Here is a 12,510-nt window from a genome sequence, read left to right on the forward strand (position 1 = left end):
GCGGAGAAAGAGGGATTCGAACCCCCGGACCTGTTACAGTCAACAGTTTTCAAGACTGCCGCAATCGACCACTCTGCCATTTCTCCAGTGGTCTGCTTTACTTCCGTATTGCGAGTGCAAATATAGTCACTTCATTTAATTCTGCAAACAATTAGAACTAAAAAAACACACTTTTTTTTACATCAATATGTAATCAATTAATAACTATAGATTTAGTAATAAATAAAAAACCTTGATAATACACAGTGTACTATCAAGGTTAACTTATTATACTATTTTAGAACTTTTAAAGCTCAATAAAGACTAGTAATTGATATATTCTGTAATCTCTAGACCATATCCTGTCATCCCTACTCTTTTACCTTGAGCAGAATTAGACATCAACTTAATCTTAGAGATATTTAAGTCATGTAAGATTTGAGCTCCAATACCGAAGTCCTTCTCATCACCTGATAACTTAGGAGTATCTAAATCTAACTTAGCTCCAGCATTCTTAAGTGCAGTTAATCTATTTAATAGACTTGCGTTGTGATCTTCTTGATTGATAAATAAGATAGCTCCTTTATCACCTTTGTTAATCTTAGCAAAAGTATTCTCCATACGAATACTTAATTTACCACTAAGTGCATCAAGGATATCATTGTTACCAATAGTAGAATTAATACGTGTTAAAACAGCCTCATCAGCATTCCAATCTCCTTTAGTCAAAGCGATGTGTACTTGACCATTTGTATTTTGTTGATATGCTCTAAGTCTAAACTGTCCGTACTTAGTATCTATTTCGAAGTCTTCTTTCTTTTCTATTAAGCTATCGTGTTTCATACGATATGCTACAAGAGCTTCAATAGAGATAATCTTCAAATCCCATTTCTTTGCTACGTCCATTAACTGAGGTAAACGAGCCATAGAGCCATCTTCATTTAAAATCTCTACTAGGATACCAGCTGGTTTAAAACCTGCTAATCTAGCTAAGTCAACAGCAGCTTCTGTATGACCAGTTCTTCTTAGTACACCACCTTCTTTAGCTATAAGCGGGAAAATATGTCCTGGACGTCCTAAATCATCTCCTGTAGTTTCTTCTTTTACAAGAGATTCTATTGTCTTAGCACGGTCATATACAGAAATACCAGTAGTACATCCATGACCTTTTAAGTCGATAGATACTGTAAAAGCAGTCTGGTGTAATACAGTATTATTCGTTACCATCGGTTGTAAATCTAACTCTTGGCATCTTTCTTTTGTAAGGGGAGCACAGATAAGTCCACGTCCATGAGTAGCCATAAAGTTAATCATCTCTGGAGTTACCATCTCTGCAGCGGCGATAAAATCACCTTCGTTTTCACGATCCTCATCATCTACCACTATGATTACTTTTCCAGCTTTAATATCTTGGATTGCTTCTTCGATAGTGTTTAATTGAATGTGATTATGTGACATTATAGTTGTTTTTTGTTGTATTTTTCTTTTTTACGATTAAAACGTCCCTTTACAGAAGCGAATAAATCTTTAAACGTGTCTAATGATATACTGAAGTTTACATCTCCATTATCCTTAGTTGCTTTGTATGTAAGATAGATTGCCAGTGGAGTTAATACCAACGAACCAATCCACCCTCCTAAAAATGGTGTAATACCATCTTCCTGTGCCATCTTTTTACCAAAGGTATTAATAAAGTGATAAGTAATGAAAATACCAACTGCAAATACAATTGGAAGTCCAATACCTCCCTTTCTAATAATAGCTCCTAATGGTGCACCAATATAGAACATCAAGAAACAAGAGAAAGCAATAACGAATTTCTCGTATAATGCTAACCAGTGATCATTAATTCTCTTTACTTGATTTAATATAGATAAATCATTACTCTCTGCATTAAAACTAATATTATTAGTATAATCAACAGCTGACTGTAATATTCTGCTTTGATTATCATAACTAAAGCCTTTAAGGATATCCTTACCAGCCTTATCAACATACTTTGCAGCTTCAACTTTTTGTAAAGAATCTCTTACTATACTACTAATAGAGTCTGTATCAGCAGGGCTAGTCTTTAATGCATTATTTTTATCTACGGATAACAAATTACCCAATCTTAAGGTCAAGTTATCTGCATTAGAGGTCATTTCAGTATTTAATGCTTTTTGAAGAGAATCAATAGTATAGTTTAGTTCTTTTATATTAAGCATTCCATAAGTATTAGTAATTTTCTCCTCATCTTTCCCTTCATTTTGAAAACTACTTAAGTCAATATTCATTGTATACTTAGTAAAATATGTTTTAATAAAAGGATGCTTCTTCTGTTCTTCGTAATTCTTAGCAGCAACATCATCATAATAATTTCCATCAAAAAGATGAAGCTTTAATATACTAGAAGATTCTTCTGTTTCTAACTCTCCATTTACAGAACGTATCACCGTCTTATTCTCATAGCCTGAATTAGACTTAACGTGCATCGTTACATTATCTAGATACTCACCTTTATCACCAGTCTTACTATCTACTTTGATATTAACTTGCCCTAAATCATTAAACTGACCAGCAGCAATAGCCATTGCAGGTTTGGTCTGGATAATTTCTTTTCTTAAGTTTAAAAACTTGTACTCTGCCTTAGGAATAACATCATTAGCAAACCAAAATGATACACCAGCAAGTACAAAAATAAAAATAGACAATGGACGCATGGCTCTCTTTAAAGATATACCTGATGCTTTCATAGCTGCGAATTCATAGTTCTCAGCAAAACTACCAAATGTCATAATAGATGCCAATAAAACCGATAAAGGCAATACTAAAGGCACCATCTTAGGTGAATAAAATAAAAGGAATTTAACAACTACTAATAAGTCTAGGTCTTTACCTGCTAACTCAGAAATAAATAGCCAAACACCTTGTAGAATAAATATGAAGTATAAAATAGCAAACACTGTAAGTAGTGTTGATATAAAACTTTTTAAAATGTAACGGTCAAGTATTTTCACTAAAATCTACTAATCTATATTGTTGATGTAATAATTAGGGTACAACGATTGTGTAAAGGTAAAATGATTTTTCGACATTGACTGATTTGTTTTGAAAGAATTAACCGTCAATGTAGATTTAGAACCGTCTTTATTTACTTGAATCTTATTATAAATATTTTTAGTACTAGAGTCTACTCCTAAATACACCTCTTTAATTACAGACTTCTTATCAGTAGGAATCAGTTTAATATACTGTATTTTCTTCCCATTTACATTCTGCAAAATATCCCATTGGAATGTATATCCTTTATTAAAGAAAGTAAGCATCTGTGATGGCAATATACCATCAACACCTTTAGCGTCGTACTTAGATACAGTTACCTCTTCATCTTCTTCTGAGATAGTATAAATTTTCTTCCCATCATATATCTTTTGAACTCCCATAAACGTAAGGTTATATAGATCTTTCTTTAAATCTAACTTCCCTTTACCATCGAAGTTTTTACTATTATTCTTATCATCTTTCTGATTAAAAGAGAACTCAATAGACATGTTTTCATATCCATTAATCTTCTTAGTCACTTCTAATAAGTAATTTTTAGCTCTTTCACTACTTTGTGCATTCGCTGTAATAGCAAATAATGCAATTCCTATAAATGCAATAATCTTTTTCATTACTTCTAATTAATTGTTATTTTCCTCACTGTCAAAAAACTGATCTAAAGCTATCAAGTCAGGTACATTCACACTACGTGCTTTACTTCCTTCAAAAGGTCCTACTATACCAGCCGCTTCTAATTGATCTATTAATCTACCTGCTCGGTTATATCCTAGTTTTAATTTTCGTTGTAATAGTGATGCTGAACCTTGTTGAGCAGTAACTATAATTCCTGCAGCCTCTTTAAACAATGGATCTCTCTCACTAATATCTATATCCAGATTCGAGCTTCCTTCTTCTCCAACGTATTCTGGTAAGATATATGCTTCTGGATATGCTTTTTGTGAACCGATATACTCTGTTAATTTCTCTACTTCAGGAGTATCAACAAAAGCACATTGTACACGCACTAAATCATTTCCTTGTGTATATAGCATATCTCCTCTTCCTATCAACTGATCAGCTCCTTGTTGATCTAAGATAGTACGTGAGTCAATTTTAGATGTTACTCTAAATGCAACACGTGCAGGGAAGTTAGCTTTAATAATACCTGTAATAACGTTCACCGATGGTCTTTGAGTAGCAATAATTAAGTGAATACCAATAGCACGAGCAAGCTGAGCTAAACGTGCGATAGGTGTCTCTACCTCCTTACCTGCTGTCATAATCAAATCCGCAAACTCATCTACTACCAATACGATATAAGGTAAAAAATGATGTCCATTTTCAGGATTCAATTTACGTTGTCTAAACTTCTCATTGTACTCCTTGATATTTCTAACCATAGCATCTTTTAGTAAGCTATATCGATTATCCATTTCTATACACAAAGAGTTTAGTGTATTAATAACTTTTGTATTATCAGTTATAATTGCATCTTCTGAGTTTGGCAATTTAGCTAAATAATGTCTTTCTATTTTATTAAATAAAGTTAATTCTACTTTCTTAGGGTCGACTAATACAAATTTTACTTCTGCTGGGTGCTTTTTATATAACAATGAAGTCAATAATGCATTCAACCCTACTGATTTACCTTGTCCTGTAGCCCCTGCCATCAATAAGTGAGGCATCTTAGCTAAGTCTACTACAAAAGTCTCATTAGAAATTGTCTTACCAAGTGCTACTGGTAATTCCATCTCAGCACTCTGGAACTTAGGAGAGGCAATAACGCTTCTCATTGATACAATAGATGGGTTATTATTAGGTACTTCAATACCAATAGTACCTCTACCTGGTATAGGAGCGATAATACGTATTCCTAATGCAGAAAGAGATAAGGCAATATCATCCTCTAAATTTTTAATCTTCGAAATACGAATACCTGCTTCTGGTACAATCTCATACAAGGTAACCGTAGGTCCTACTGTTGCTTTAATCTGAGCAATTTCTATTTTATAGTTGCGCAGTGTATCTACAATTCTATTCTTATTCTCCTCTAATTCTTCTTGATTAATTGTAATTCCAGATCCACTATACTCTTTTAATAGTTCAATAGATGGGAACTGATAATTAGACAAGTCTAGTGTAGGGTCAAACTCTCCAAAGTCTTGTACTAATCTAGCAGCCAAGTTTTCTTCTAAGCTTCCTTCTTCTTTTACTTCCTCTATGACAAAGTCATTCTTAGGTGCATTATCTACCACAGGAGCTATATGATCCTTCTTAGGGCTAATACTTGGTTCAGAACTATGTAATATAGTCGGTTTTATATCCTTCTGTTCTACGATAGGAGATGTGCTTAATTCTACTACTGGAGCTTCAGGAGCTATATATACACTAAAGTCTTCTTCTTTTACAGGAGGATCTTGTCTTACTGGAACTACAGGATTTACGGGAGTCTCTACAGTTTCTGTCACATTAGTTTGTGTTTCTACTGTATCAACATTTCCTCCATTATCAAAGTCTACAGGAGTCTCTATATGTTTCTTTTTAAACTTACTAAATAAAGAAGGTATATTCTCTAACCCTTGTCGAATAGCCGCTGGTGATAGTTTAAATCTAAATAGTGCAAAAACTAAAGCAAAGAAAAACAATAGTAATACTATACCTGCTGTTCCTAAATAGTCAACAAAATATAAATTCAATTCATATCCTACAGTACCTCCTAGCAGAGGGTTACTACTCCAAAAGAATCCTAAGAATACAGATAATAATAACATTGAGAAAAGATCCCAAAAAATTACTTTCTTAATTCTTCTAGCGGGTATAGTAAAAAAAGCATAGATACCAGAATGAACTAACATCTTTGCAAAGAAAAAGGAAGCAACACCGAATCCTTGGTAAACAAATAAATGAGCCAAATAGGCCCCTACTTTACCTAACCAGTTAGAAACTTCTATCTGTCTATCTCCTATTAATTCTAAATTACTCTGGTCTTCAATACCTGTAATCATATAAGACAAAAAGCTCAACGTAAGTGCAATACCACTAATAATTAATAGTATAGTAATTAAGAATCGACTATTTACATGTATAGTTGTATCAAACTTCTTAGGTTCGCTTTTAGCTTTGGTAGTTTTCTTATTTGTAGTACTCTCTTTTTCCATTTCTATTTTTTATGACAATATGGCTATATTGTTTTAACCTAAAGTATTCAATAATATAGACTGCCTACACATAGCATATGCTGGCAGTCTACATCGTTAAATTATTATTTCAAAGCAGCAATTGCTTTTTCATAATTTGGTTCATCAGCTGTCTCAGCTACTTGTTCTGTATAGATAACTGTTCCCTCTTCGTCAATTATAACGATAGATCTAGATAACAATCCTTTTAATGGACCATCTGTGAATAGAACGCCATAATCTTTACCGAATTGTCCATCTCTAAAATCAGATAACATCTCTACATTAGCAATTCCCTCAGCACCACAAAAACGTCCTTGTGCAAAAGGTAAATCTCTAGAAATACATAATACTACTGTATTCTCTAATTTAGAAGCATCTTGATTAAAATGTCTTACTGAAGTAGCACAAGTAGGTGTATCTACACTAGGGAAGATATTTAAAATTACTCTTTTTCCTTTGTAGCTAGCTAAAGTGTTATCAGTTAAATTTCCTCCTACTAAGTTAAATTCAGGAGCTTTAGTATTTAAACTTGGTAAAGTTCCTATTGTTTGGAACGGATTACCTTTTAATGTTACAGTCGCCATATTGTTTTATTTTTTAGGTTACACAAAAATAGATAAAATTCGATAGAATATAATGCTAAATACTGATAGATATATTAGCAAATCGCAAATTGAGTAAATAGATTTTCAATTCTACTTGTAACTATTTATTCAATAATTTCAACTCATTAAAAATCAATATACAACTTTTATAGTTCTTAATCTAACTATCCTTTAAGTCTACAGTACTGTTGTACATCCATTAAAAAAACTCATTACTAATGATTAATAACAAAAAAAGACCACACTAAACGTGTGGTCTTTTATATAGCTAATTTGTTTTATTTATCTATTGATCCTAAAACTCTTTGCATGAAGTTATTCAATGCTTCTTTTTGGGTAGCTCCTTCTTTTACTAACTTTTGAACTTCTAGAGCCCCATACATATTTGAAATAAGCTCACCAATAACATCTAATTCCTCATCTTTAAGAGAAGGAACCTCTGTAAGGTTTTCTAATACTTCAATAGTTTCTATAATATAATCTTGGTCATTATCTGCAATAAATTGAGATAACTGTCTGATAACTGGTAATTTCATTATTTATGATTTATGAAATTATACAATTCCGTTTACTAATTCGTTTAAAACCTCAGCTTTATTAGTCTGAGTTTGGTCTACTAACTTACCATTTACGAATGTAGCGAATGTTGGTAAATTGCTTACGTCAGCCAATTTTCTTGACTCAGGGAAGTTCTCTGCATCTGCAATTACAAATGTCATATTCTCATTCTCTGTAGCCAATTTTTTGAATTTAGGCTTCATAATTCTACAATTACCACACCAAGATGCAGCATATTGAACAACCACTTTTTCATTTGAATTTACAATCTCTTGTAAATTATCTTTATCTAGTTCTAAAAGCATTTTTTTATTTTTTTGTGTTAGTAATCTATTCAGTTCTTAGTGTTTGCTTAAGTAATCAGCTACACCGTTTCTGTTTGCGTTCATTGCGTCTTTACCTTCTTCCCAGTTAGCTGGACATACTTCACCATGAGTTTGTACGTGAGTATATGCATCGATTAATCTTAAGTACTCGTTTACGTTTCTTCCTAATGGCATATCGTTAACTGATTCGTGGAAGATTTTTCCTGACTCGTCTACTAAGTAAGTAGCTCTATATGTTACGTTAGATCCTTCGATTTGAACTGAATCTAATTCTTCGTTGTAAACTTCGTTTTCTACATCTAAGATACCTAATACTGAAGATAAGTTTCTTTGAGTATCAGCGATGATTGGGTAAGTAACTCCTTCGATACCACCATTGTCTTTTGCTGTGTTTAACCAAGCGAAGTGTACTTCGTTAGTATCACATGAAGCTCCAACTACGATAGTATTTCTCTTTTCAAACTCTGGTAAAGCAGCTTGGAAAGCGTGTAATTCTGTAGGACATACGAATGTAAAGTCTTTTGGATACCAGAATAATAATACTTTTTTGTTGTTTTTTGTAGCTTCTTCGAAAATGTTGATTCTTAAATCATCTCCCATTTCTGACATTGCGTCAACTGTGATGTTTGGAAATTTTTTACCTACTAAAGACATAATAATTTATTTTAAAGTTAATAATCCTTCTTGATTTCTTTTACAAATGTAAGGCAGTAAACAGGGATAATCTATTAATGTTGATTATTGTTTTTTATTCTTACATAAGTAAAATCTATTGCTAGTCTAATTACCTCTTAATTAGTTTAGACATGTCTAAAGATAGTCATTTTAAATAGAAATAGAAAATTTCGCTTTGTTATAAAAATATTAATTAATTTCTCAAACACCCTTTTACTCCTATTCACAAGAGTCATTTACTGCTAAAACCTCTCATCATTTTCTTAATAACAGATACAACAATAAACCTATTACTAACTACTAATTTTACTTAATATCCCTCTTCCCCCATTTCTAAACAAAAAAAGCGATGAACTCATAATCGAGAGTCCATCGCCTTATATAGGGTAGAGAAGAAATATTAGTCCTTCTTCAATATCTTTCTAATCTTAATATCAAATGCTGCATATAACAAAGTCACAAATGGACTTAGATAGTTAAAGAATGCATATGGTAAATAAGTCATCGTAGGGATACCTAATACTCCTGAATGATATGCTCCACAAGTATTCCATGGAATTAGCACAGAAGTCACTGTTCCAGAGTCTTCTAGTGTACGGCTCAAGTTTTCAGGTGCTAGCCCTTTAGCTTTATATGCATCAGAGAACATCTTTCCAGGTACTACAATAGATAAGTATTGATCAGATGTCATAATATTAATCGCTAAACAACTCGCAACTGTACTAGCAAATAAACCAAATACATTACTAGCTATATTTAATAAGGCTTGTGATATTTTTTGTAAAGCTCCTATAGCTTCCATTGCTCCTCCGAAGAACATAGCACATAAGATCAACCACACAGTATTTAACATACTTGCCATTCCTCCTGCTTCAAATAACCCGTTCAAGCTCTCTAAAGGAGATAATATTCTAATATCCGTAGTCAATGCTAACATCACACCTTTATAAGCAGTATAAAAATCAAATGTATTTCCTCCTGCTACTTCTACTACGATATTTGGTTGGAATATTAAAGCAAAAAACCCTCCTAGTAAAGTTCCTATTAATAGTGCTGCGATTGGTTGAACCTTCTTAACAATTAAAAACACAACAAACACAGGTACTATAAATAATATAGGTGTAACATTAAAGGTATCTGATATAGCATTTAATGTAGCTGAAGTATCTACATCTCCATTCACACCGTACATCAATCCTAAAATCACAAAGATAATTAACGTAACCACATAAGTAGGTACTGTCGTAAACAACATATATCTAATATGAGTGAACAAATCTGTACCAGCCATCACTGGTGCTAGATTAGTAGTATCTGATAAGGGTGATAATTTATCTCCAAAGTAAGCTCCTGATATTACAGCCCCTCCTATCATACCTATTGGCATTCCTAATGCGTTACCAATACCTACTAATGCAATACCTACAGTAGCTGATGTAGTCCAAGAACTTCCTGTAGCAATAGAAATTATAGATGTAATAATCAAACAAGCAGGTAAATAAATAGCAGGATGAAGTATCTGTAAACCATAATAAATCATCGTTGGAATAATTCCACTTAATAGCCACGTCCCTGATAAAGCTCCCACTAATAGTAAAATAAATACTGCACTTGAAGTATCTCTCACATTGTTTATAATCTGAGTTAATACTTTGTCATAACTCACTCTGTTAAACAACCCTACTAATGTAGCAATAGATCCTCCAATAAGTAAAATGAATTGATTCGTCCCAGACAGAGCGTCATCCCGGAATACATACACATTCACAGCTAATAATGCTACTAAAATAATAACAGGTATTAGCGATTGAAACAATGTAATTGGTTTTTCCACTTTGTCTTGAATTTTACTCATTTGTTTTAAAACTTAAAATTTATTTGGTGCGAAAATAACTAATTTAGAGACATACCCCTTATAAAATACAAACTATTACAATTTCCTTACCAAAAAACTAAATTTTATTATATTGATTTTTAGTTTATTATAAACCATTAATAGAATTATAGGTTATAAGTATTAAAAAATATTGTTAAAAACAAAAGTAATTTATATATTTACTACATACTATAAAGTAATTTATATGTATTCTTTATGCTTAATCTCTAAAAGGAGAATAGTATTTAGATATAAAATATTGTTGTTTTGATGTTTTTAGAGGACATCATATTAAGCTACTTATCTATTAAATAAGTAGCTTTTTTTATGTTTTCACTTTACCTTTGTTTCTCTTCAATAAAAACAACAATTATGATCGTTAGAAACAAGAAACATATTCTTCAGATGCTGTTTATCTGGAAAGGTTCTGTTCTTAAAAAAATATTCCCTACACTAGTTGCTATATTTATTTTTTCATGGATAGTTTACTTTGCTCACTATCACTTTCCTGATGTTATTATTCCTCTTAATGTAGGAGCTTTTGCTTTAGTTGGTATCTCCTTAGCTATCTTCTTAGGGTTTTGTAATAGTGCTGCTTATGATCGATTTTGGGAAGGAAGAAAACAATGGGGTAGTTTAGTCATACACTCCCGTTCACTTGCTTTTCAAATCCAAAATTATATAGAAGAGAACCCACAATTCACAAAAAAAGAAAAACAAGAAGGTATCAAACTAATTATCGCCTTCTGTTATTTATTAAATAAGCAACTTAGAGAAAAGGTAGACTACGAATCAGTTCGTCAATATCTTAGCCCTGAAGTGTACGAAACTATGCTTACTAAAAAATTTAAGCCTGCTTATATACTTAATGAATTAACCAAGTGGATTGCTGATCAACAGAAAGCTGGTCGAATAGATACTATTATGCAGTCTAAGATAGATGATAATATAGGAGAACTATCTATTGTATTGGGAGCTTGTGAACGAATCGTACATACTAAGATTCCATTTGTTTACTTTGTCATCTTACACAGAACAGTGTATGTATATTGTTTTATTCTGCCTTTTGGTCTTATTGATTTGATTATTTGGACCATGCCGTTCTTTGTTACTTTTGTTGCTTACACCTTTATCGCTTTAGATGCAGTAGTTGCAGAGATTGCAGAACCGTTTGGTGAAGAGGAGAATGACCTAGCCTTAGATCAGATGTGTGCTAATATAGCTTACTCATTAAGCGAGATATCAGATATGCCTTTACCAGAACTAATTACTCCAGATAAAAACTATATTGTGAGATAACAATACACTATAAATAATAAAGCCCTTGTAACTATAGTTTTTACAAGGGCTTTATTATTATAAACAGAAACAGAAACAAATAAAAAAGCACCTCTCACGAAGTGCTTCTTATTGTATTTATGCGTTAATTAAATTTAATGATTCTTGTAATTCTGGTTTTCCTTTTACGAATCCGTTCACCCATTCCCCTAATTGTTCTACATCATAAGGTAATAATTGATTAATAGCCTTGTGAAGTTCTTTGTAAAACAGTTTAGGATCAAAGCTAACATTTTCTAATATTGTCTTAGCGAAATCAAACATTAAACGTGTTTTCATATCTGTAATTTTTTATCTTACTACATAGTAAACATACTCAATTAAAAAGTTATTACTCGTTTTTTCCTCAGACTTTAATACAATTTTAGCAATTAATATTGTATTCTCATTTTATACCAATAATCACTAAATAATATTTACTTACAATCTCTTTTACTAAATTTCTTCCATTAAATATTACACGCTATTTTCTTTGTCTTAAAAAATCCTTAGCAATTTTTGATCAATTCTCTCTAACTAATTCTAAGATGTTGTTTAAGCACAAAAAAAAGCACCTCATACTGAAGTGCTTCCTATAATTATACATTAACTAATTCTAATGATTTTTCAAGTTCTGGCTTCTCTTTCACATAACCTGTTACCCATTCAGTTAATTGCTCTAAATCATACGGTAATAGATTTTGGATAGCCTTTTGTAATTCTTTATAAAACAACTTTGGATCAAAACTAACATTCTCTAATATAGTTCTAGCAAAGTCGAACATTGTTTTTCTTTTCATATCTGTAGTACTATTGTATCACTTTATCAAACTTAACAAATACTCAACAATACAGCAAAAATAAAAACACTTTTATCAAAATTTTAATCATTTATATATATTATAAATTTTTAAAACTTAAATAACAAAACAATCTCATCAAACACACGTATATTATAACAGAATAACAAT

The 12,510-nt window shown here is 31.8% G+C and carries 12 protein-coding genes and 1 tRNA gene; 1 reads left to right on the forward strand and 12 read right to left on the reverse strand.

Going from position 1 to position 12,510, the window contains the following annotated elements; genetic code table 11:
* Position 1: 1 nt before the first annotated feature.
* The 10 genes from BMX53_RS15245 to nhaC all read right to left on the reverse strand — a co-directional run bounded on the left by BMX53_RS15245 (position 2) and on the right by nhaC (position 10,201).
* Positions 2-86: transfer RNA gene (locus tag BMX53_RS15245), tRNA-Ser, on the reverse strand.
* Between the two features lie 217 nt (positions 87-303).
* Positions 304-1,437 carry a 3,4-dihydroxy-2-butanone-4-phosphate synthase gene (gene ribB, locus BMX53_RS15250; protein ID WP_063175428.1) on the reverse strand — a complete coding sequence of 378 codons (1,134 nt, stop codon included), beginning with the start codon at positions 1,435-1,437 and terminating at the stop codon, positions 304-306.
* Positions 1,437-2,978, reverse strand: a complete 1,542-nt coding sequence (locus tag BMX53_RS15255; RefSeq protein WP_074747369.1) for an LptF/LptG family permease — start codon at positions 2,976-2,978, stop codon at positions 1,437-1,439. Before BMX53_RS15255 ends, ribB begins: the two co-directional genes overlap by 1 nt.
* 9 nt (positions 2,979-2,987) lie before the next feature.
* Positions 2,988-3,635, reverse strand: a complete 648-nt coding sequence (locus BMX53_RS15260) for an outer membrane lipoprotein periplasmic chaperone LolA1 (protein WP_038987028.1) — start codon at positions 3,633-3,635, stop codon at positions 2,988-2,990.
* A gap of 9 nt (positions 3,636-3,644) precedes the next feature.
* A complete protein-coding gene (locus BMX53_RS15265; protein ID WP_074747372.1) occupies positions 3,645-6,161 on the reverse strand; it encodes an FtsK/SpoIIIE family DNA translocase in 2,517 nt (838 codons plus the stop codon).
* A 104-nt stretch (positions 6,162-6,265) separates the two neighbouring features.
* On the reverse strand, positions 6,266-6,766 hold the full coding sequence (gene tpx, locus BMX53_RS15270) for a thiol peroxidase (RefSeq protein ID WP_074747375.1): 501 nt from the start codon (positions 6,764-6,766) through the stop codon (positions 6,266-6,268).
* Between the two features lie 299 nt (positions 6,767-7,065).
* A complete protein-coding gene (locus tag BMX53_RS15275) occupies positions 7,066-7,323 on the reverse strand; it encodes a DUF6952 family protein (RefSeq protein ID WP_038987031.1) in 258 nt (85 codons plus the stop codon).
* Between the two features lie 18 nt (positions 7,324-7,341).
* Positions 7,342-7,650, reverse strand: a complete 309-nt coding sequence (locus BMX53_RS15280; RefSeq protein WP_038987032.1) for a thioredoxin family protein — start codon at positions 7,648-7,650, stop codon at positions 7,342-7,344.
* Positions 7,651-7,686: 36 nt separating this feature from the next.
* On the reverse strand, positions 7,687-8,325 hold the full coding sequence (locus tag BMX53_RS15285) for a peroxiredoxin (protein WP_038987033.1): 639 nt from the start codon (positions 8,323-8,325) through the stop codon (positions 7,687-7,689).
* Between the two features lie 421 nt (positions 8,326-8,746).
* Positions 8,747-10,201 carry a Na+/H+ antiporter NhaC gene (gene nhaC / locus BMX53_RS15290; protein ID WP_074747378.1) on the reverse strand — a complete coding sequence of 485 codons (1,455 nt, stop codon included), beginning with the start codon at positions 10,199-10,201 and terminating at the stop codon, positions 8,747-8,749.
* A 393-nt stretch (positions 10,202-10,594) separates the two neighbouring features.
* Between nhaC and BMX53_RS15295 the strand changes: the two genes are divergently transcribed.
* The gene (locus BMX53_RS15295; protein ID WP_074747381.1) at positions 10,595-11,521 is read left to right on the forward strand and encodes a bestrophin family protein; all 927 of its coding nucleotides are present in this window, start codon (positions 10,595-10,597) and stop codon (positions 11,519-11,521) included.
* Positions 11,522-11,638: 117 nt separating this feature from the next.
* Here BMX53_RS15295 and BMX53_RS15300 read toward each other — a convergent pair whose 3' ends face one another.
* Together BMX53_RS15300 and BMX53_RS15305 are read right to left on the reverse strand one after the other, a co-directional pair.
* Positions 11,639-11,839, reverse strand: a complete 201-nt coding sequence (locus BMX53_RS15300; RefSeq protein ID WP_038987037.1) for a hypothetical protein — start codon at positions 11,837-11,839, stop codon at positions 11,639-11,641.
* A 299-nt stretch (positions 11,840-12,138) separates the two neighbouring features.
* Positions 12,139-12,339, reverse strand: coding sequence for a hypothetical protein (locus tag BMX53_RS15305; RefSeq protein WP_038987038.1), 201 nt, complete (start codon positions 12,337-12,339; stop codon positions 12,139-12,141).
* Positions 12,340-12,510 lie beyond the last annotated feature (171 nt).

The sequence above is a fragment of the Myroides marinus genome (genome assembly GCF_900109075.1).
GTDB classification, from domain to species: Bacteria; Bacteroidota; Bacteroidia; order Flavobacteriales; family Flavobacteriaceae; genus Flavobacterium; species Flavobacterium marinum_A.